Genomic DNA, 21,573 nt, shown 5'->3' with positions numbered 1-21,573 from the left:
GGCGCGCCCGGCGCCCGCGGGGTCCACCCGCAACGCGTCCAGGTCCGCCATGAACAGCCAGTACCGCAAGCCGCTCCCCGGCACCCCGCTCGACTACTTCGATGCCCGCGAGGCGGTCGACCGCCTGCAACCCGGCGCCTGGGACCGCCTGCCCTACACCGCGCGGGTGCATGCCGAGAACATCGTTCGCCGCGCCGAGCCGTCGATGGTCGAGGCCTACCTGGGCCAGCTGGTCGAGCGTCGCCGCGACCTGGACTTCCCGTGGTTCCCGGCGCGGGTGGTCTGCCACGACATCCTCGGCCAGACCGCGCTGGTCGACCTGGCCGGCCTGCGCGATGCCATCGCCGAACAGGGCGGCGACCCGGCGAGGGTCAACCCGGTGGTCCCGGTGCAGCTGATCGTCGACCACTCGCTGGCGGTGGAGTACGACGGCTCGGACCCGGCGGCGTTCAACCGCAACCGCGAGGTCGAGGAGCGCCGCAACGCCGACCGCTTCGACTTCATCAACTGGACCGCGAAGGCCTTCGAGAACGTCGAGGTGATCCCGCCGGGCAACGGGATCATGCACCAGATCAACCTGGAGAAGATGTCGCCGGTGGTCTACGTCGACGGCGGGGTGGCCTTCCCCGATACCTGCGTGGGCACCGACAGCCACACCCCGCACGTGGACGCGCTGGGCGTGATCGCCATCGGCGTGGGCGGGCTGGAAGCCGAGAGCGTGATGCTGGGCCGCGCCTCGTGGATGCGCCTGCCCGACATCGTCGCCGTCGAGCTGTCCGGCAGGCCGCAACCGGGCATCACCGCGACCGACATCGTGCTGGCACTGACCGAGTTCCTGCGCCAGCAGCGGGTGGTCGGCGCCTACCTGGAATTCCGCGGCCCCGGCGCAGCGGCGCTGACCCTCGGCGACCGCGCCACCATCTCCAACATGGCCCCGGAGTACGGCGCCACCGCAGCGATGTTCTTCATCGACGACAACACCCTGGACTACCTGCGCCTGACCGGCCGCGAGGAAGGGCAGATCGCGCTGGTGGAGACCTACGCGAAGCACACCGGCCTGTGGGCCGATGCACTGGCCACGGCCGAGTACGAGCGCACCCTGCACTTCGACCTGTCCTCGGTGGGCCGCAACATGGCCGGCCCCTCCAACCCGCATCGCCGGGTCGGCACCGCCGACCTGGCCGAGCGCGGGATCGCCGGCGACCTCGCCGCCGCGCGCGCCCAGGAAGCCGAGGGCCTGATGCCCGATGGCGCGGTGATCATCGCCGCCATCACCAGCTGCACCAACACCTCCAACCCGCGCAACGTGATCGCCGCCGGACTGATGGCGCGCAACGCCAACGCCCGCGGGCTGATGCGCAAGCCGTGGGTGAAGTCCTCGCTGGCACCGGGCTCCAGGGCGGTCGAGCTGTACCTGCAGGACGCCGGGCTGCTGGACGAGCTGGAAAAGCTCGGCTTCGGCATCGTCGGTTTCGCCTGCACCACCTGCAACGGCATGAGCGGCGCGCTCGACCCGGCCATCCAGCAGGAGGTCATCGACCGCGACCTGTACGCGGTCGCGGTGCTCAGCGGCAACCGCAACTTCGACGGCCGCATCCATCCCTACGCCAAGCAGGCCTTCCTGGCCTCGCCGCCGCTGGTGATCGCCTATGCGATCGCCGGCACCGTGCGCTTCGACATCGAGAAGGACGTGCTGGGGGTCGACGCCGAGGGCAACGAGGTGACCCTCAGGGACCTGTGGCCGGACGACGGGGAGATCGACGCGATGGTCGCCGCGCACGTGAAGCCCGAGCACTTCCGCCAGGTCTACGAGCCGATGTTCCTCCCGGCCGGACTGCGCGGGCCGAAGGTCGACCCGCTGTACGACTGGCGCCCGACGAGCACCTACATCCGCCGCCCGCCCTACTGGGAGGGTGCGCTGGCCGGCCAGCCCGCGCTCACCGGCATGCGCCCGCTGGCGGTGCTGGGCGACAACATCACCACCGACCACATCTCGCCGTCCAACGCGATCATGGCCTCCAGCGCCGCCGGCGAGTACCTGGCCTCGATGGACGTGCCCGAGGAGGACTTCAACTCCTACGCCACCCACCGCGGCGACCACCTCACCGCGCAGCGCGCGACCTTCGCCAACCCGAAGCTGGTCAACGAGATGGCGGTGGTCGACGACGAGGTGAAGCAGGGCTCGCTCACCCGGCTGGAGCCGGAGGGCGAGGTCATGCGCATGTGGGACGCGATCGAGACCTACATGCAGCGCCGCCAGCCGCTGATCATCATCGCCGGCGCCGACTACGGCCAGGGCAGCTCGCGCGACTGGGCCGCCAAGGGCGTGCGCCTGGCCGGCGTGGAGGCGATCGTCGCCGAAGGCTTCGAACGCATCCACCGCACCAACCTGGTCGGCATGGGCGTGCTGCCACTGCAGTTCGAAACCGGCATCACCCGCCGGACCCTGGGCATCGACGGCAGCGAGAGCTTCGACGTGCTCGGCGAGCCGGCCCCCGGCGCGACCCTGACGCTGGTGATCCACCGCCGCGACGGCGAGCGCCTGGAAGTCCCGGTGACCTGCCGGCTGGATACCGCCGAGGAACTGTCGGTCTATTCCGCCGGCGGCATCCTGCAGCGGTTCGCGCAGGATTTCGTGGAAGGCACGGCCCGTGGATGAGAACGCGCGCCATGACCGGCACCATCCAGAAGCCATCACTGGCACCGATTGAAGATGCAGGGTGGCCGGGCCACGGCAACCGCCTGCTCTTCATCCTCCGGCCCAGCGCACAGGTGCGGGCGGCGCTGGCGGACGCGGTCGCGGCCGCGGGTGTAACCGCGGCACTGGGCAACAGCGCGTTTCCGCCCGGGCTCTGGCACCAGTCGGTATCGGATCGCTACGCCGATCGACCGGACATCCGCGAGCGCCTGCTGGCGGCCGGGGCGGGGATCCAGGCACGCGGCTTCACGCTTGAACTGGACCAGGTCAGGGCGGCAAGGAACAGGCGCGGGAGCTTCAATGTCGATGCCCGGGAGCGTCGTGGTTCCGGGGAACTGGATCTGCTGATCGCGTCGGTCAATGCCTCCGTGGAAGAGCAGGGTCTTCCGCCGGGTGGTGGGCACACACCACACGTCACGCTCAGCTACGGCTTCCACGGGGAGCTCCCGCCGCGGCAACCGATGAGGCGGGTGGACTGGGCTGTCGACAGCCTTGAACTGGTTGTTGGCGGCGGTGCCCCGTACCACTACGAAACCCTTGGCCGCTGGCCACTGGGGCCGGCGGCGGCGCGGGCTTCGCAGGCCAGCCTGTTCTGAGGCAGGCTCTCAACCCATCCCTCGCGGCCCTCACCCCAGCCCTCTCCCGCAAGCGGGAGAGGGAGCAAAAAGCAGGATCATCCGATGTCCCACCTTCCCCAGCTCCGCATTCCCGCCACCTACATGCGCGGCGGCACCTCCAAGGGCGTGTTCTTCCGGCTGCAGGACCTGCCCGAGGCCGCGCAGGTCCCCGGCCCGACGCGCGACGCGCTGCTGATGCGGGTGATCGGCTCGCCCGACCCCTACGGCAAGCACACCGACGGCATGGGCGGGGCGACCTCATCGACCAGCAAGTGCGTGATCATTTCGAAGTCATCAAAGCCCGGCCACGACGTCGACTATCTCTACGGGCAGGTATCGATCGACAGCGCCTTCGTGGACTGGTCGGGCAACTGCGGCAACCTCAGCACCGCGGTGGGCCCGTTCGCGGTGGCCAACGGCTTCATCGACCCCGCGCGCATCCCGCGCGACGGCACGGTCGCGGTGCGGGTGTGGCAGGCCAACATCGGCAAGACCATCGTAGTGCACGTGCCGGTCACCGGCGGCGAGGTGCAGGAGACCGGCGATTTCGAACTCGACGGGGTGGCTTTCCCGGCGGCCGAGCTCGTGGTCGAGTTCATGGAGCCCTCCGACGACGGCGGGGACGGCGGTGCGATGTTTCCCACCGGAAACCTGGTTGACGCGCTGGAGGTGCCCGGCGTGGGCACGCTGCCGGCGACGATGGTCTCCGCCGGCATCCCGACGGTGTTCGTCAACGCCGCCGACATCGGCTACACCGGCACCGAGCTGCAGCCGGCCATCAATGCCGACCCGGATGCGCTGGCCCGGCTGGAGGCGACCCGGGTGGCCGGCGCCCTGCGCATGGGCCTGATCAACACTCCCGATGAGGCCGCCAGCCGCCAGCACACGCCCAAGGTCGCCTTCGTCGCAGCGCCGGAGGGCTACGTCGCCTCCAGCGGCAAGACCGTCGCCGCCGGGGACATCGACCTCAACGTACGCGCCATGTCCATGGGCAAGCTGCACCACGCCATGATGGGCACTTGCGCGGTCGCGATCGCCACCGCAGCCGCGGTGCCGGGCACCCTGGTCAACCTGGCCGCCGGCGGTGGCGAGCGCAATGCGGTCACCTTCGGCCATCCCTCCGGCACGCTGCGGGTCGGGGCCGAGGCCCGGCAGGTTGACGGGCGCTGGACGGTGACGAAAGCGGTGATGAGCCGCAGCGCACGGGTACTGATGGAAGGGCACGTGCGCGTACCCGGGGACACCCTGGTCCCGCGCTGACCGGTTCTACGCTGAACGCCCCGGCGCCGTGTCGCGTCCGGATTCACGGCCGCCTGCCACGCACTCCGCGACCCTGTCCGTTCGCGGATCGGAACAGCGGCATGGCGGCACTGGCACAGGATCTGAAACGGCGCGGCGGGGACCTCCCGGCCCGGCGGGTACGCGCCTGGGGTGGACCCCGGATGCGCCGCGGCGGACACGAACACGGCACGTTGCTCGCGCTGGCGCGGCGCCTGGCGGAACTCAACGGATGGGCGTGGGGCGGCGAGTCGCCTGGCGGGGAGGCTGGCCTGCGGCCCTACCTGGTGCCGCAGTGCACCCTTGAGCGCGAAGAGGCCCGCGCCGCCGGCGTGGAGCACCCGGACGACCTGTTCGGCGGCGTGGTACCCCATGCCTTCGTGGGCACCAAGCTGGTCAGCCATCCGGCGGTAGGCCGGCACGCCGCGGTTCCCGGGGGCTGGGTGCATGGGCTGGGCGCGGCGCTGGAAGGCACCGTGCTGCCGGGTTTCTCGGTCTTCGGCGCCGACGAGGCCCACGCGGCGTTCCAGCAGCTGGTGCCGCTGGGACCGGTGCGCCTGAAGCTGGCGCGCGGCATCGGCGGCGATGGCCAGTGGGTGGTGCATGACGCTGCCACCCTGGAGCGGGTGCTGGGCGCGCTGCCCGCGGGCGAGCTGGCGGCCCACGGCGCCAGCCTGGAGCAGAACCTGGAGCAGGCGACGACCTACAGCATCGGCACGGCCGAGTGCGGGCGCCACGCGATCGCCTACACCGGCGTCCAGCGCACCACGCGCCGCCACGACGGCGCCGAGGCCTACGGAGGCTCCACGCTGGAGGTCGTGCGCGGCGGCTTCGATGCCCTCGGCGTGGCCGGCCTGCCTGCGGAGCTCGCCCCGATCCTGGACCAGGTGCGGCGCTACGATGCCAGGATGGACGAGGCCTTCGAGGGCTTCCACGCCTCGCGCCGGAACTACGACGTGGTGGCCGGAGTGGACGCCGCCGGACGCCCGTGCTCAGGCGTGCTGGAGCAGTCCTGGCGAATCGGCGGCGCCAGCCCGGCGGAGATCCTGGCCATGGAGCACTTCGCCGCGGACCGGTCGCTGCAGCGCATCCGGGTCTCGTGCCACGAGTCCTACGGCGGACGGCCGCCACCGGGCGCCGTGGTGCACTACGACGAGGAGGACCCGCGGGTGGGCCGACTGGTGAAGTACGCCATGGTGGAGGGGAATGGACACGCGTCTTGATTCGTTCGAACTGCAGGTCGACGGAGACGCCATCTGCGCCACGGCGCTGTCACCCGCGACCCGCCTGCCGGGGGTGCTGTTCGTGCACGGCTGGAACGGTACCCAGCGCCACGACCTGGTGCGTGCGCGGGAGGTCGCCGGCCTTGGCGCCGTCTGCCTGACCTTCGACCTGCGCGGCCACGAGGCCAACGAGGCGCAGAAGGAAACCGTCACCCGCGGGGACAACCTGCAAGACCTGCTGGTGGCCTACGACTGGCTCGCCGCCCACCCGGAAGTGGACCCCGGTTCGATCGCGGTGGTCGGCATCAGCTACGGCGGCTATCTGGCCGCTGTGCTCAGTGCCCTGCGGCCGGTACGCTGGCTGGCGCTGCGCTCGCCGGCGCTGTATCCGGACACCGGCTGGGACCTGCCCAAGGTCGAGCTGCACCGCATCCACGACATCGCCGCATTCCGCTCCGCCGCGGCGGAGCCGTCCAGCAACCGCGCCCTGGCCGCATGCGCGGACTACCGCGGGCATGCGCTGGTGGTGGAGGCGGAGAACGACCGTATCGTCCCCCACGCGGTGCTGGAGAACTACCGCCGGGCGCTGGCCGGGGCGCGTTCGCTGACCTCGCGCGTGCTGCCGCGGGCCGACCACGCGCTGACCGGGCGCACCGCGCAGCAGGCCTATACCGACGTGCTGGTGAACTGGTTGACCGAGATGGTCGTCGGCACCCGCGAGGCGTCCGCCGCCGAGCAGGTGGCCGAGCACGCCCGGCAGGAAAAGGCGGCCGCCGATCCCGCACCAGGGCCGTGTTGATCCGGGTCAAGGCGCTGGCCGCAGGCACGCCGTACCTTGCACGCCATGCCCAGCCAACCCGCCTTCGACGCCGAGCTGCTGCAGCGCTACGACCGCCCCGGTCCGCGCTACACCTCCTACCCCACCGCCCCGCAGTTCAATGCGGACTTCGGCGAGGAGGCGCTGCGCCAGGCCGCCGCGGCCAGCAACGGCGACCCGATCCCGCGCCGGCTGTCGCTGTACCTGCACGTGCCGTTCTGCATGAGCCCGTGCTTCTACTGCGGCTGCAACCGGATCATCACCCGCGACCTGTCGCGCGGGGAGACCTACCTGCTGCGCCTGTACCGGGAGATCGCGCTGACCGCGCCGCTGTTCGACCGCGACCGCGAGGTGATCCAGCTGCACTTCGGCGGGGGCACGCCGAACTTCCTCTCGCCGGCCCAGCTTGGTGAACTGGTCGACAGCCTGCGGCACAACTTCAATTTCTCCGGCTCGTCGGACCGCGACATCTCGATCGAGCTGGACCCGCGCTTCGTCAACCCGGACGAGGTGGCCGAACTGGGGGCGATCGGCTTCAACCGCGCCAGCCTCGGGGTGCAGGACTTCGACCCGGCGGTGCAGGAGGCGGTCAACCGCATCCAGTCGGTCGAGCAGACCCTGGACGTGCTCCGCGCCTGCCGCGAGGGCGGCTTCCGCTCGATCAACGTCGACCTGATCTACGGCCTGCCGCGGCAGACCCGCGATGGCTTCGCCCGCACCCTGGACACCGTTCTGGAGGCCCGCCCGGACCGGCTGGCGGTCTACAGCTACGCCCACCTGCCACACATGTTCAAGGCCCAGCGCCAGATCAACGAAGCGGAACTGCCGAGCGCGGTCGAGAAGCTCGGCCTGCTGCAGCTGGCGATCGAAAAGCTGACCGACGCCGGCTACGTCTACATCGGCATGGACCACTTCGCCCTGCCCGACGACGACCTGGCCCGGGCCCAGGAACGGGGCGGGCTGCACCGCAACTTCATGGGCTACACCACCCACGCCGACACCGACCTGGTGGGCATGGGGGTGAGCGCGATCAGCCACATCGGCGACAGCTTCAGCCAGAACCCGCGCGACCTGCCCAGCTGGCAGATCGCCCTGGACGAGGGCCGGCTGCCGGTGTTCCGCGGCATGCGCCTGAGCGAGGACGACCAGCTGCGCGCCGACCTGATCCAGCGGCTGATGTGCCAGGGCGAGATCCCGGTGTCGGCACTGGAGCGGCGCTACCTGGTCGACTTCAACGACTACTTCGCCGATGCCCTTTCCCGGCTGCAGCCACTGGTGGACGACGGGCTGGTCCGGTTCGAGGGCGGTGCCATCCGCGCCTCCTCGCGCGGGCGGCTGTTACTGCGTAACATTGCGATGTGCTTCGACGCCTACCTTGCACCGCCCGCAGCGGATCCGACCCCACGTTTCTCGCGCTCGATCTGAGTCCGCCGGGAGCCCGCCCGTGGGTCTGACCCCGTTCCCGCGCCAGGACGCGACCACGCTCGCCGACGACGGCGACGAGTTCCGCTTCTGCTCGACCTGCGCCTTCTCCCAGGCCTGCCTGGACGAAGGCATGGACAAGAGCGGGCTGCGCGACCTGCACATGCTGGTCGAGCACACCGGCCCGTTCCATGCCGGCGACCACATCTTCCGCGAGGGCGACCCGTTCGAGGCGATCGCCGCGGTCCGCGCCGGCACGGTCAAGACCTACATGGTCGACCGCGACGGCCGCGAGCACGTGCTCGGCTTCTTCCTGCCCGGCGAGGTGATCGGCCTGGACGGGATCGACGGCGACCGCTACCCGGTCAATGCCGTCGCGCTGGACACGACCATGCTGTGCCGGTTCTCGTTCCCGAAGATCTCGGTGCTGGCCACCCAGCTGCCGGGCCTGCAGCGGCACCTGTTCCGGCTGCTGAGCCGCGACATCGGCCGGGCCGCCCTGCTGGCCGGGGACTGGAGCGCCGACCAGCGGATGGCGGCGTTCCTGATCGGCCTCTCGCGCCGGCTCGCCGCCCGCGGCTTCTCCCCCAACCGCTTCCAGTTGACCATGCCGCGCACCGACATCGCCAACTACCTGCGGCTGGCCCCGGAGACCGTCAGCCGGGTGCTCAAGCGCTTCCAGCGCGACGGGCTGGTCGCGGTGGACCGGCGCGATCTCGAGCTGCTGGACCGCGAGCGGGTTGAGGAACTGGCCGGGCCGGTGCTGCGCAGCTGAGGCCGACCTGCCGGTCCCGGTCGAGCCGTGTTTCACGTGGTGTCCACGTAGGCGAACACACCCTGACTCCGCATCGCGCGGCGCTTGCGGGGACCGTCGCAAACCCTAAACGCAGACTGACTTGACCCAGGTCAGCATTGCTGCGCGCGCGTCCGCCCAGACTTCCCGCACCCTCCAGGAGAATGCCTCACCCATGGATACGACGAAGCGGTTGTGGATAGGGCTGGCGGCCCTGCTGGTAGTCAGTTTCGGCATCATGTTGTGGATCGGCCGGGACCTCTACCAGACGGCCCCGCCGGTTCCCGAGCAGGTGGTGACCGAGAGCGGCGTGGTGGTCTATACCCGCGCGGACATCGACACCGGGCGGCAGGTCTGGCAGAGCATCGGCGGCCACCACAACGGTTCGATCTGGGGCCATGGCGCACTGCTCGCCCCGGACTGGTCGGCGGAGTGGCTGCACCGCGAACTGGTGGCGATCCTCGACATCCGCGCGCGTGAGCAGTACGGCAGCGCCTACGAGGACCTGGACGATGCGGAGAAGGCACGCCTGGAAACCCAGCTGCGCTCGACCTTCCGCACCAACACCTACGATCCGTCCACCGGCACCATCACCGTGTCCGACGAGCGCGGGGTTGCGATCGACCAGGTCGCCGCGCACTACATGAGCGTGTTCTCCAACGACCCGGCGACCGCCGAGCTGCGCGAAGCCTATGCCCTGCGCGAGAACCCGGTGCCGGACATGGAACACCGCCGGGCGATGACCGCATTCTTCTTCTGGGCCGCCTGGGCGACCGGAACCGATCGTGGCGACGGCACCGGCCTGACCTACACCCACAACTTCCCGCACGAGCCGCTGATCGGCAACACGCCCAGCGCCAGCAGCTTCATGTGGTCGATGTTCTCGATCCTGTTCATGATCGCCGGCATCGGCCTGCTGACCTGGCACTACGCGGTCTGGCACGGCAAGGAACCCCGCATCGAGCCGCCGCTGGAAGACCCCTCGCTGAGCATCGTGGTGACGCCTTCGATGCGCGCGATCGGCAAGTACTTCTGGCTGGTGATGGCGCTGTTCCTGACCCAGATCCTTCTGGGCGCGACCACCGCCCATTACCAGGTCGAGGGACAGGAGGCCTACGGCCTGGCGCTGGCCGAGGTGCTGCCCTACGCGATCACCCGCACCTGGCACACCCAGCTGGCGATCCTGTGGATCGCGGTCGCCTGGCTGGCCACCGGCCTGTACCTGGCGCCGGCGATCTCCGGGCATGAACCGAAGTTCCAGCGGCTCGGGGTCAACTTCCTGTTCGCCTGCCTGATCATCATCGTGGTGGGTGCATTCACCGGCCAATGGTTCGCGGTGATGCAGAAGCTGGGCCTGGCCAACAACTTCTGGTTCGGGCACCAGGGCTGGGAATACACCGACATCGGCCGCTTCTGGCAGATCTTCCTGTTCATCGGCCTGCTGCTGTGGCTGCTGCTGATGGGGCGCGCGCTGTGGCCGGCGCTCAAGCGCCGCGACCAGATCACCTCGATCGCCGCGCTGTTCTTCCTGTCCACGGTGGCCATCGCGCTGCTGTTCGGCGCCGGCCTGATGTGGAGCGAGCACACCCACATCTCGATCATCACCTACTGGCGCTTCTGGATCGTGCACCTGTGGGTGGAGGGCTTCTTCGAGGTCTTCGCGGTCGCGGTGATCAGCTTCATCTTCGTCAAGCTGGGCCTGGTGCGCGGCAAGTCGGCCACCATCAACGTGCTGTTCGCCACCATCGTGTTCATGGCCGGCGGCGTGCTGGGCATGTTCCACCACCTGTACTTCGCCGGCGTCACCACGGGCGTCATCGCCCTGGGTGCGAGCATCTCGGCGCTGGAGGTGGTGCCGCTGGCGCTGATCGGCCTGGAGGCGTACGACACCTGGAGCAACGGCCGCGCCACGCCGTGGATGCAGCGCTACAAGTGGCCGATCCTGTTCTTCCTGGCGGTCAGCTTCTGGAACCTGGTGGGCGCCGGCCTGCTCGGCTTCCTGATCAACACCCCGCTGGCGCTGTTCTACATGCAGGGCACCAACCTGACCGCGGCCCACGGCCACACCGCGCTGTTCGGCGTGTACGGCATGCTCGGCATCGGCCTGATGCTGTACTGCCTGCGCGGCATGCGCCCGGAACGGCGCTGGATCAACGGCCTGCTCAGCGGCGCGTTCTGGAGCTTCAACATCGGCCTGGCGCTGATGACCGTGCTCACGCTGCTGCCGATGGGCGTGCTGCAGCTGGAGGCGAACCTGACCCACGGTTACTGGTACGCACGTTCGGCCGAGTTCATGGGCCGGCCGATCATCGACGTGCTGGTGTGGCTGCGGGTACCGGGTGATTCGGTGCTGGCGATCGGTGCCTTCCTGGTGGCGCTGTTCGTGGTCTCGCTGTGGCTGGGCCCGCGCCCGGTCAGCGAATCCTCGGCGCAGCAGCGCAACCTGGCGCGCCGGCGCGGCCAGGAGCCGGGCTGAGGCCCACGGGCCGGCACGGGACGCGGGGTGGCACGCCACCCCGGATGATGCGGGGGCGGCCTTCGGGCCGCCCCTTTTCGTTGCCACCCCCGGCCCCTGCCCTGACCTGGATCAATGCCGTGGTCACCCCTGCGTTGCGACACTGCCCCGCATGAACAGCGCCCTTCCGCATGGACGTCCATCGCCCCGCCTGCTGGGCGCGGCCCCGCACCGGCTGATGTTCTTCGTCGGTGCCAGCAACCTCCTGCTGGCCATGGCCTGGTGGGCCGCCTGGCTGGTGTCGGCACGCTGGCCGGCGGTGCTGCAGATGCACCAGCCGCAGCCCTACGCCGGCTGGCTGCACGCCTTCGTGATGCAGTACCAGATGTTGCCCAGCTTCATCTTCGGCTTCCTGTTGACCACCTTCCCGAAGTGGATGGGGCAGCCCGAGTTCGAGCGCTGGCGCTATGCGCCGGTCGGACTGGGCCTGCTCGGCGGCCAGCTGGCCACGCTGCTGGGCGCGGTCGGCTGGGAAGCCGGCCTGACCGTGGGCCTGTGGATGACCCTCGCCGGCTGGGTCGCCGGGGTCGCCACGCTGGCCCCGCTGACCTGGCGCGAGGCCGGCACCACTTGGCATGCACGCTCCTGCCTGGCGGCACTGGTCCTGGGCGTGCTGGGGCTGCTGGCCTGGCTCACGGCGATGCTGGGAGCCAGTCCCATGTGGGTGATGGCGAGCATCAAGATCGGCACCTTCGGGCTGCTGCTGCCGGTGTACTTCACCGTCGCCCACCGCATGTTCCCGTTCTTCGCCAGCCGGGTGGTGCCCGGCTATGCCACCTGGCGCCCGTTCTGGCTGCTGGCGGCGATGTGGCCGCTGGTGCTCGCGCACCTGGTGCTGGAGCTGTTCCATGCCTACGGCTGGTTGTGGCTGGTCGACCTGCCACTGCTGCTGCTCACCGCCACCATGCTGTGGCGTTGGTGGCCACGCGGCGACAAGCCCGGCCTGCTGACCGTGCTGTTCATCGGCATGGCCTGGCTGCCGCTGGCGTTCGCCCTGTACACCGCGCAGTCGGTCGCCTACGAGGCGACCGGGGTGTACTGGCTGGGCCGCGGACCGGCCCACGCACTGTTCATCGGCTTCTTCGGCAGCGTGCTGGTGGCCATGGTCACCCGGGTCACCCAGGGCCATGCCGGGCAGGAGCTGTACATGCCGGCGGCCGCCTGGTTCGCGTTCGTGGCGATCCAGGTGGTCGCCGCCACCCGGGTGCTCGCCGAGGCCCTCCCGGACATGATGGCCTGGCACGCAGTGGCCGCGCTGGGCTGGCTGGTGGCCTTCCTGCCCTGGGTGGTCCGGCTGGGACGGATCTACCTCAGCCCGCGCGCGGACGGCCGGCCGGGATAGCCCGGAACCGTTCGGTACGGGCTGCTGGCTTTGCTTTCGCTTTTCTCTCGTTCCTCACTCCTCTCCACTCGTTCCTCGCTTCTCGCCCCCATGATCGAGTTCTACCCCCAGATCAAGCACGCCCACATCGCCTTGGCGCTCCTGAGCGGCACGGTATTCGCGATCCGCGGGCTGTCGGCGATCGCCGGCATGCGCTGGCCGCACTGGACCGCGGTGCGCATCACCAGCTACATCATCGACACCGGGTTGCTGACGGCGGCGCTGATGCTGCTGAGCATCCTGCCGGGGGCGTTCTTCGCCAACGGCTGGCTGACCACCAAGCTGGTGCTGCTGGTGGTCTACGTCGGGCTGGGCGTCTTCGCGATGCGCCGCGGTCGCCCGCGCGCGGTGCGCATCGGCTGCTACATCGGCGCGCTGGCGGTGTTCGGCTTCGTCTACACCATCGCCCGCGCCCATCACCCGCTGGGGATCCTGTATGGGGCCCTTGGCTGAGCCGCTGCCACCGCCACCCTACCGGCGGCCTGGACCCTTCGACACTGGACGCCAACGGCGAGGGCGATGATGATCATCTGCTGATCCTCCGCCACACGCTCATGAACCCCTACCTCGTCGACCACGCCAACGGCATCAGCTACATCGACCGTTACCTGGAGTTCCTCGGCCAGCGCATCCGCGCGCTGCCGGCATGACGCCCGCCGACGATACCGCCCTGCGCGCATGGGTGGCCGACGCATTGGGCAAGCTGCGCCGCGAGGCCGCCCGTTCCGCCGACACCCACCTGCTGCGCATCGACCTGCCCGGCTTCCCGGGCATCGAGTTCTATTTCAAGGACGAGGCCGCGCACCCGACCGGCAGCCTCAAGCACCGGCTGGCGCGCTCGCTGTACCTGTATGCGCTGTGCAACGGCAAGCTGCGCCCGGGCCAGCCCGTGGTCGATGCTTCCTCGGGCAGCACGGCGATCTCCGAGGCCTGGTTCGCGCGCCTGCTGGGGCTGCGGTTCACCGCGGTGATGCCGCGGGCCACCGCGCCGCGCAAGATCACCGACGTGGAAGACCTCGGCGGCCATGTCGACCTGGTCGACAACCCGGGTGAGGTCTACGAGCGCGCCGCCTGGCACGCCGCGCAGGGCGCCTGCCACCTGGACCAGTTCGGCCAGGCCGAGCGCGCCACCGACTGGCGCGGCAACAACAACATCGCCGAGTCGATCATCGGCCAGCTCGCCGCCGAGCCGCATCCGGATCCGGCCTGGATCGTCTGCGGCGCGGGCACCGGCGGCACCTCGGCCACCATCGGCCGCTACCTGCGCTACCGCGGCCTGCAGACCCGGCTGTGCGTGGCCGAGCCGGAAGGCGCCGCTTTCGCCGTGGGCTGGCGCACGCGCGACCGCAGTGCCACCGTCGAGCGCCCGGCGATCATCGAGGGCATCGGCCGCTGCCGGGTCGAGCCCGGCTTCCTGTTCGAGGTCGTCGACGAGGTCATCGAGGTGCCCGACGTGGCCTCGATCGCGGCGATGAAGCTGCTGGAAGAGCAGCTGGGCCGGCGCTACGGCGGTTCCTCCGGCACCAACCTGGTGGCCTGCCTGCAACTGGCCACCCGCATGCGCGAGCGCGGCGAGGAAGGCAGCATCGTCAGCCTGCTGTGCGACCCCGGCGAGCGCTACGACCAGACCCTGTACTGCCCGGACTGGCTGCGCCGCAACGGCCTGGACCCGGCACCGGCGGAGGCCGCGCTGCGCGGGACGCTGGCCAGCGGAGAGTGGCAGGCGCTGCCTTCGCGCTGACTGCAGCGCGCGAAAGCTCAGGCATTAGTGGTCCGGCGCCGACAAGGCGCCTGACTTGACCGGCATCAAGACCCTCCCGCGTTACAGCCGCGACGCTGACGGCCCCGCCTCCACCGGTGCCCGCCTTGAGCTTCCACGACCTGCGCTCGTTCCTGTGCCGGCTCGAGCAAGATGGCCGGCTACGGCGCGTCGGCGAACGCGTCGACCCGGACCTGGAAACCACCGCGCTGTGCCTGCGCGCCCTGCGCGAAGGCGGGCCGGCGCTGCTGATGGAGCAGGTGGGCGACTCGCCGCACGCGATGCTGGGCAACCTGTTCGGCCACCGCGATCGGATCGAGGCGGCCTTGGCCGGACGGCCGCTGTCGAGCCTGCGCGAGCTGGGCGCGCTGCTGGCGGCGATCAAGGAGCCACGCTGGCCTTCGAACCTGCGCCAGGCGCTGGCCAGCTGGCCGGAACTGGCGCAGCTGGCCCATGTCGCGCCGCGCCGGGTCGCCGATGCCGCCTTCAACGAGGAGGTGCTGGGCCCGGGCGACATCGACCTGGCGCGGCTGCCGGTCCAGCGCTGCTGGCCGGGGGATGCCGGCCGGCTGATCACCCTGGGCCTGGTGGTCACCCGCGGCACCCGCAAGCCGCGGCAGAACATCGGCATCTACCGCATGCAGGTGATCGGCGCGGACCGGGTGATCATGCGCTGGCTGCCGCACCGCGGCGGCGCGCTGGATTTCGCCGACTGGCAGGCCGCGCATCCCGGCGAGCCGTTCCCGGTGCTGGTGGCGATCGGCGCCGATCCGGCGACCACCCTGGCGGCGGTCGCGCCGGTGCCGGACACGCTGTCGGAGTTCGAGTTCGCCGGCTTGCTGCGTGGCCAGCGCACCCGCACCTGGCACAGCGCGCGCACCGGGCTGGACGCGCCGGCCGGCGCGGAGATGCTGATCGAGGGCGTGATCCACCCCGGCGACACGGCGCTGGAGGGGCCGTTCGGCGACCACACCGGCTACTACAACGCGGCCGACCACTTTCCGGTGCTCAGCATCGAGCGCCTGCGCATGCGACATGGCGCGATCTACCAGGGCAGCTACATGGGGCGGGCGCCTTTCGACGAGCCCTCGGTGCTGGCGATGGCGCTCAACGACGTGTTCGTGCCGATCCTGCAGAAGGTCTTCCCGGAGATCGCCGACTTCCACTTGCCGCCGGAGGCGTGCTCCTACCGCATCGCGGTGGTGTCGATCCGCAAGCAGTACGCCGGCCACGCCCGGCGGATCATGATGGCGGTGTGGTCCTACCTGCGGCAGTTCACCTACACCAAGTTCGTGATCGTCACCGATGACGACATCGACGTGCGCGACTGGCCGCAAGTGATCTGGGCGCTGTCCACCCGGGTCGATCCGGCACGCGACACCCTGCTGGTGGAGAACACCCCGATCGACTACCTGGACTTCGCCACTCCGGTGGCCGGCCTCGGCTCCAAGCTCGGCATCGACGCCACCAACAAGTGGCCCGGCGAGACCAGCCGCAGCTGGAGCCGGCCGATCCAGCCCGACCCGGACGTCGAGCGCCGCGTCGATGCGCTGTGGACCACGCTGTTTCCGGCCCCGGCTTGACGCCCATCAACGCGCGCGGCGGGCCGCGCTCCTATCGTCGGCGCATCTTCAACGACCCGGGAAATCCCGATGCAAGCCCTCCGTGTGCGCTGGTCCGCGCTGCCACTGCTGATGCTGCCTGCCCTCGCCCTGGCCGATCCCGGCGTCGGCGCCCTGTTCGCCGACGGCACCCCCATCCTTGACCTGCGCTACCGCCATGAACACGTCGAGCAGGACAACGCGCTGCACGACGCCAACGCCAACACCCTGCGCACCCGCCTGGGTTATCGCACCGGCAGCTGGAACGGCTGGTCGGCCCTGGTCGAAGTGGACAACGTCACCCGCCTGGGCGGGACCTACAACGACACCCGCAACGGTCGCAACAGCCACGCGCTGGTCGCCGATCCCGCCTACAGCGAGGTCAACCAGGCGCTGCTGCGCTACAGCACCGCGCATGGCGAAGTGACCGCCGGCCGCCAGCGTCTCAACCTGGACAACCAGCGTTTCGTCGGCGGGGTCGGCTGGCGGCAGAACGAGCAGACCTACGATGGCGTGGCGCTGCGGCTCACCCCGACGGAGTCACTGGGGCTGACGTGGGCCTGGCTGGGCCAGGTCAACACCGTGTTCGGTCCGGAAGACGGCCCGCACGCCAACGCCGCGAACCGGGCGAATGCCGAGGGCGACAGCCACCTGCTCAACCTGCGCTACACGCTCGCACCGCAGTTGGTGGCCACCGCCTACCAGTACCGGCTGGACCTGGGCGATCTGGCGGTCACCCCCACCGCGCCGCCCGGCACGCTGTCGAGCACCACCACCGGCCTGCGCCTGGACGGCGCGCTCGACCGCTTCGGCTACGCGCTCGAGTACGCCCGCCAAGGCGATCGCGGCGGCAACCCGTGGGAGCTGGACAGCCGCTACCGCCTGGTCGAACTGGGATACCGCGCCGGGGCGGTCCAGTTCAAGGCCGGCCGGGAGGTGCTCGGCGGGGCCGGCGGACCGGGCAACCGCGCGTTCCAGACACCGCTCGCCACCAAGCACCAGTTCCAGGGCTGGGCCGATCTGTTCGGCACCACGCCGGCCGGCGGCATCGACGACCGCTATGCCGGCGCGGTCGTGCCACTCGCCGGCGGCACCCTGCAGGGCTGGTACCACGACTTCCGCGCCGAACGCGGCGGTGCATCCTATGGCACCGAGCTGGACCTCTGGTACGCACGTGCCATTCCCGCGGTGAAGGGACTGGACGCGCTGCTCAAGTACGCCCGCTACGACAGCGGCGACCGCGCGCTGACGGTGGACACCCGGAAGCTCTGGCTGCAGCTGCAATACGCCTACTGAGCCGCTTGCGGGGGTGCCATGCCCGGTGCCGCACCGGCCGGAGCGGCCCCGGCATGACCCAGGTCAACGACGGCCACGGCGGGCGGGGGCGAGCATTCGCCGGTCGTTCCATTGGGGAAGCACATGCAACTGGTATGTCCCGCCGGCAACCTGCCGGCCCTGCAGGCCGCGGTCGACGCCGGGGCCGACGCGGTCTACGCGGGCTTCCGCGACCAGACCAATGCACGCGCGTTCCCGGGGCTGAACTTCTCCGACGCGGAACTGCGCGCCGGCATCCGCTACGCACACGCCAAGGGGGCCAGGGTCTACCTGGCGCTCAACACCTATCCCGACAGCGCGCGGCTGGCGTTGTGGCATGCCGCGGTGGACAAGGCCGCGGAGCTGGGCGCCGACGCGATCATCGCCGCCGAGATGGCGGTGCTCGACTACGCCGCCCGCACCCATCCCTCGCTGCCGCGGCACCTGTCGGTGCAGGGGTCGGCGACCACCGAGCCGGCCCTGCGCTACGCCTTCGAGCGCTTCGGCATCGCCCGCGCGGTACTGCCGCGGGTGCTGTCGATCCAGCAGGTGGAGCGGCTGTGCGAGCGCTCGCCGGTCGCGATCGAAGTGTTCGCCTTCGGCAGCCTGTGCATCATGGTCGAGGGCCGCTGCCAGCTCTCCAGCTACGTCACCGGTGCCTCGCCCAACCGCCACGGGGTGTGCTCGCCGGCGAAGTTCGTGCGCTGGGACGAGTTCGACGACGGCAGCCGCACCGCGCGGCTCAACGAGGTGCTGATCGACCGCTTCCAGCCGGCCGAGCCGGCGGGCTACCCGACGGTCTGCAAGGGCCGCTTCGAGGTCGGGGGCGAGGTCTTCCACGCACTGGAGGAGCCGACCAGCCTGAATACCCTGGAGCTGCTGCCACGCCTGGCGCAGGCCGGCGTGGCCGCGGTGAAGATCGAGGGCCGCCAGCGTGGCCTGGCCTACGTGCGCGGGGTGGCCCGGACCTGGCGCGCGGCGATCGACAGCCTGCGCCCCGACGCGGCCGCCTGGCAGCCAAGGCCGGAATGGCAGCAGTCGCTGTCGGCTCACGCCGAGGGCCACCAGACCACCCTCGGTCCCTACCACCGCGCCTGGCACTGAGGCCCGACATGCGCGCATCGATGAAGCTGGCCCTCGGCCCGCTGCAGTACTTCTGGCCACGCGAGCGCACGCTGGCGTTCTATCGCGAGGCCGCGGGCTGGCCGCTGGACATCGTCTACCTGGGGGAAACGGTGTGCAGCAAGCGCCGCGAGCTGGGCACCGCCGACTGGCTGGAGCTGGCCCGCGAACTGGCCGCCGGCGGCAAGCAGGTGGTGCTCTCGAGCCTGGCGCTGATCGAGGCCGAATCCGAGCTCGGCGTGCTTGAGCGGCTGGTCGCCGACGGCCAGTTCTGGCTGGAAGCCAACGACCTGTCCGCGGTGCAGGCCTGCCGCACCGCCGGCCTGCCCTTCGTCGCCGGGCCGACCCTCAACATCTACAACCACCACGCGCTGGCGATGCTGGTGCAGGACGGGCTGCGGCGCTGGGTACCGGGCGTCGAGCAGGGCCGCACGCTGATCACCGAACTGCGCGGGGCGATGCTCGCCGGCGGCGCGTCCATGCCCGAACTGGAGGTGATCGCCTGGGGCCGGCTGCCGCTGTCGTTCTCGGCACGCTGCTTCACCGCCCGCGCGCTCGACGTGCCCAAGGACCAGTGCGGCTTCCGCTGCATCGACTACCCCGACGGCCTGCCGCTGGCGACCCGCGAGGGCAGGTCGTTCCTGCGCATCAACGGCATCCAGGTGCAGGGCGGGGAAGTCACCGACCTGGGGCCGGAGCTGCCGGAGCTGCGCGCGTTGGGCGTCGACGTGCTGCGGATCTACCCGCAGGCCACCGGCTGCCGCGAAGTGGTCGAGCACTTCGACCTGGCGCGTCATTCACCCACGCCGCCGCCGCGGATCGGCGCGCGCAACGGCTACTGGCACGGCGAGCCGGGCATGGAACCCTGATACGCCGTCCGTGCCGCCCGCGCCAGCCGCGCTCCCCGGTTCAAGCCGATCCGCAGCCCCAGCGGGATCGACTCCCACGGCAGGCGGTCGAGCAGGTTGCGCACCGTCAGTCCCAGCTCGGTGTCACCGGTCAGCTCCAGACGCCGCTGGAAGAACAGCGTGTCGGCGTCTTCCAGCCGGCTGGCCATCAGCAGCAGGTCGGTCGCGGTGCCACGCACGCTGGCCTCGGCTTCGCCGTCGACCACCGCGAGCACGCCGTCGCGCATTTCGACCACCCACTGCAGCCCGAGGTCGGTGACCCGGATGCGCAGTCGCCGGCCGCGCATGAAGTCCAGCGTGCCGTCGGCCAGCGGCGCCGAGAGCACCCGGGCCATCGCCGCCGAGAGCAGGCGGTGGTGCACCCCGGCCGGCATCGCCCGCAGCAGCGGCGCCCACCTCGCCGGCGGCGGGAGCAGGCGCAGGGCGGCGTGGATCCCGGGACGGCCAGGATGCGGATGAGGTGAGTCCGGGACGGTGTGCATGGTGGACGCGATGATCCCGCCAACTGCGCCGGTGCGGCCTTGATCCAGATCATGCGCGGGTCCCGGCGGCAGTTGCTGGCGCCGGCATGCGTCCTCGACCGCCAGCGCGGTCGCCCTGCGCGCAGTGTCGGGTGCCAATCCGAACTGCACGGCCAGTTCCCGGCTCCGCGCATGGACCCGGCGTTCGCGGGCCGGATCCCGCACCGGCAGGCCCAGCTGCCGCTTCAGGCGGCCCGCGTACCCGGCCAGGCGGCCGCGGGCAGCCAGCAACGCCAGCTGCGCGGCATCGATCCGGTCAATGGCGGTCCGCACGCCTGCCAGTGCATGTCGCTGCCACACGTGGCCACCGTCGGCGCTTCCCAGGGAACACCATGATCGGTCCCGGCGCCGTACGGTGCCCTGACCCAGGTCAACGCCCGCCGGAATGCGGCCCCGCTCAGCCGCGGTAGCGGCACCCGGAGGTGCAGGTCTCGTGCACCGCGATCTCCGACAGCTCCGGCAGGACCGGTTTCAGCCGCTCCCAGATCCACATCGCCAGGCGTTCGCTGGTGGGGTTCTCCAGGCCTTCGATCTCGTTCAGGTAGTGGTGGTCGAGGCGGTCGTAGAGCGGCTGGAAGGCACGCTTGAGGTCAGCGAAGTCCATCACCCACCCGGTGTCCGGGCCCGGCTCGCCGGCGACGTGGACCTCAATCCGGAACGAGTGGCCGTGCAGCCGGGCGCACTTGTGCCCCTCCGGGACGTTCGGCAGGCGGTGCGCGGCCTCGAGGGTGAATGTCTTGAAGATTTCCATCCGGCGCATTGTATCGCCGCCATCGGCTGCTCCCGCACATGTGTCCGCTGGCCGCGCATGGCACCATGGCCGGTGATGGACACGCTCCCCTCCAACGATCCCAGGCGCCTCGACCTGGAGCGCCTGCGGCGCAGCTGTGCGCGCTGCTCGCTACAGGAGCTGTGCCGGCCCGCCGGTATCGGCGCCGACGAACTCGCGCGGCTGGAGGACGTGGTCCGCCGGCGCCGCCCGGTCGCCCGCGGCGAGCGGCTGTTCCACGCCGGCGATGCGCTCGGGTCGCTGTACGTGGGCCGCGAGGGCGCGTTCAAGACGGTGCTGGTGACCGAGGACGGCGACGAGCAGGTACTCGGCTTCCACCTGCCCGGCGAGCTGATCGGCCTGGATGCGCTGGGCAGCGGCCAGCACCGCTGCGAAGCGGTGGCACTCACCGAGGCCAGCGTCTGCGAAGTCCCGTACGAGCGCCTGGCCTCGGTCGCGGCGCAGCTGCCGCAGTTGCAGCAGCACCTGCTGCGGGTCATCGGCCAGCGCCTGGAACGCGAGCAGGACCACGTCGGCATGCTGGTGCGGCGCCAGGCGGGCGAGCGCATCGCGCTGTTCCTGCACGGGGTCTCGCACCGGGTGGCGCAGGCCGGCGGCTCGGACACCTCCCTGGTGCTGCCGATGAGCCGCGACGACATCGCCCGTTTCCTCGGCCTGGCGCTGGAGACGGTCAGCCGTGGCTTCAGCCGCTTGCAGGAAGAAGGGGTGATCCGGGTGTCCGGACGGCGCGTCGAGATCCTGGACGCGTCCGCCCTGGAACGACTGGCCCACGGGAGCGAGGCCGCGCCGGCACGGCGCCGCGACATCGCCTGAG

The 21,573-nt window shown here is 70.7% G+C and carries 18 protein-coding genes; 16 read left to right on the top strand and 2 right to left on the bottom strand.

What is annotated here, in order from left to right; genetic code table 11:
- The first annotated feature begins 49 nt into the window (after positions 1-49).
- The 15 genes from acnD (at position 50) to LY625_RS10875 (ending at position 19,409) form a co-directional block, all read left to right on the top strand.
- Entirely contained in the window at positions 50-2,659 is a 2,610-nt protein-coding gene (gene acnD / locus LY625_RS10945; protein WP_233740238.1) for a Fe/S-dependent 2-methylisocitrate dehydratase AcnD, read from the top strand.
- Between the two features lie 11 nt (positions 2,660-2,670).
- Positions 2,671-3,294, top strand: a complete 624-nt coding sequence (locus LY625_RS10940) for a hypothetical protein (protein ID WP_233740237.1) — start codon at positions 2,671-2,673, stop codon at positions 3,292-3,294.
- An 84-nt stretch (positions 3,295-3,378) separates the two neighbouring features.
- Positions 3,379-4,575, top strand: coding sequence for a 2-methylaconitate cis-trans isomerase PrpF (gene prpF / locus LY625_RS10935; protein ID WP_233740236.1), 1,197 nt, complete (start codon positions 3,379-3,381; stop codon positions 4,573-4,575).
- A 101-nt stretch (positions 4,576-4,676) separates the two neighbouring features.
- Complete coding sequence (locus LY625_RS10930; protein ID WP_233740235.1) at positions 4,677-5,816, top strand: DUF3182 family protein; 1,140 nt, start codon at positions 4,677-4,679, stop codon at positions 5,814-5,816.
- The gene (locus tag LY625_RS10925) at positions 5,800-6,615 is read left to right on the top strand and encodes an alpha/beta hydrolase (protein ID WP_233740234.1); all 816 of its coding nucleotides are present in this window, start codon (positions 5,800-5,802) and stop codon (positions 6,613-6,615) included. Before LY625_RS10930 ends, LY625_RS10925 begins: the two co-directional genes overlap by 17 nt.
- 45 nt (positions 6,616-6,660) lie before the next feature.
- On the top strand, positions 6,661-8,058 hold the full coding sequence (gene hemN, locus LY625_RS10920; protein ID WP_233740233.1) for an oxygen-independent coproporphyrinogen III oxidase: 1,398 nt from the start codon (positions 6,661-6,663) through the stop codon (positions 8,056-8,058).
- Positions 8,059-8,077: 19 nt separating this feature from the next.
- Positions 8,078-8,830 carry a helix-turn-helix domain-containing protein gene (locus tag LY625_RS10915; RefSeq protein WP_233740232.1) on the top strand — a complete coding sequence of 251 codons (753 nt, stop codon included), beginning with the start codon at positions 8,078-8,080 and terminating at the stop codon, positions 8,828-8,830.
- A 193-nt stretch (positions 8,831-9,023) separates the two neighbouring features.
- Positions 9,024-11,324 carry a nitric-oxide reductase large subunit gene (locus LY625_RS10910; RefSeq protein ID WP_233740231.1) on the top strand — a complete coding sequence of 767 codons (2,301 nt, stop codon included), beginning with the start codon at positions 9,024-9,026 and terminating at the stop codon, positions 11,322-11,324.
- Between the two features lie 151 nt (positions 11,325-11,475).
- Positions 11,476-12,705, top strand: a complete 1,230-nt coding sequence (locus LY625_RS10905) for an NnrS family protein (protein ID WP_233740230.1) — start codon at positions 11,476-11,478, stop codon at positions 12,703-12,705.
- A 90-nt stretch (positions 12,706-12,795) separates the two neighbouring features.
- Positions 12,796-13,197: a SirB2 family protein gene (locus LY625_RS10900; protein ID WP_233740229.1), complete on the top strand. Its 402-nt coding sequence runs from the start codon at positions 12,796-12,798 to the stop codon at positions 13,195-13,197.
- Between the two features lie 193 nt (positions 13,198-13,390).
- The gene (locus tag LY625_RS10895) at positions 13,391-14,485 is read left to right on the top strand and encodes a PLP-dependent cysteine synthase family protein (RefSeq protein WP_233740228.1); all 1,095 of its coding nucleotides are present in this window, start codon (positions 13,391-13,393) and stop codon (positions 14,483-14,485) included.
- A gap of 125 nt (positions 14,486-14,610) precedes the next feature.
- A complete protein-coding gene (locus tag LY625_RS10890) occupies positions 14,611-16,086 on the top strand; it encodes a UbiD family decarboxylase (RefSeq protein ID WP_233740227.1) in 1,476 nt (491 codons plus the stop codon).
- A gap of 69 nt (positions 16,087-16,155) precedes the next feature.
- Positions 16,156-17,400: an alginate export family protein gene (locus tag LY625_RS10885; protein ID WP_233740226.1), complete on the top strand. Its 1,245-nt coding sequence runs from the start codon at positions 16,156-16,158 to the stop codon at positions 17,398-17,400.
- Positions 17,401-17,523: 123 nt separating this feature from the next.
- A complete protein-coding gene (locus LY625_RS10880; RefSeq protein WP_233740225.1) occupies positions 17,524-18,522 on the top strand; it encodes a peptidase U32 family protein in 999 nt (332 codons plus the stop codon).
- 8 nt (positions 18,523-18,530) lie between these two features.
- Positions 18,531-19,409, top strand: coding sequence for a U32 family peptidase (locus LY625_RS10875; protein ID WP_233740224.1), 879 nt, complete (start codon positions 18,531-18,533; stop codon positions 19,407-19,409).
- Here LY625_RS10875 and LY625_RS10870 read toward each other — a convergent pair.
- Entirely contained in the window at positions 19,376-20,242 is an 867-nt protein-coding gene (locus LY625_RS10870; RefSeq protein WP_233740223.1) for an SCP2 sterol-binding domain-containing protein, read from the bottom strand. The two genes, LY625_RS10875 and LY625_RS10870, sit on opposite strands and share 34 nt — an antisense overlap.
- Positions 20,243-20,366: 124 nt before the next feature.
- Complete coding sequence (gene queD, locus LY625_RS10865; RefSeq protein ID WP_233740222.1) at positions 20,367-20,720, bottom strand: 6-carboxytetrahydropterin synthase QueD; 354 nt, start codon at positions 20,718-20,720, stop codon at positions 20,367-20,369.
- Between the two features lie 75 nt (positions 20,721-20,795).
- Between queD and LY625_RS10860 the strand changes: the two genes are divergently transcribed.
- Positions 20,796-21,572 carry a helix-turn-helix domain-containing protein gene (locus tag LY625_RS10860; RefSeq protein WP_233740221.1) on the top strand — a complete coding sequence of 259 codons (777 nt, stop codon included), beginning with the start codon at positions 20,796-20,798 and terminating at the stop codon, positions 21,570-21,572.
- Position 21,573: the final 1 nt, after the last annotated feature.

Origin of the sequence: Lysobacter sp. GX 14042, assembly GCF_021390425.1 — a bacterium.
Lineage (GTDB): Bacteria > Pseudomonadota > Gammaproteobacteria > Xanthomonadales > Xanthomonadaceae > Novilysobacter.
This window is presented reverse-complemented; position numbering and strand designations above follow the sequence as displayed.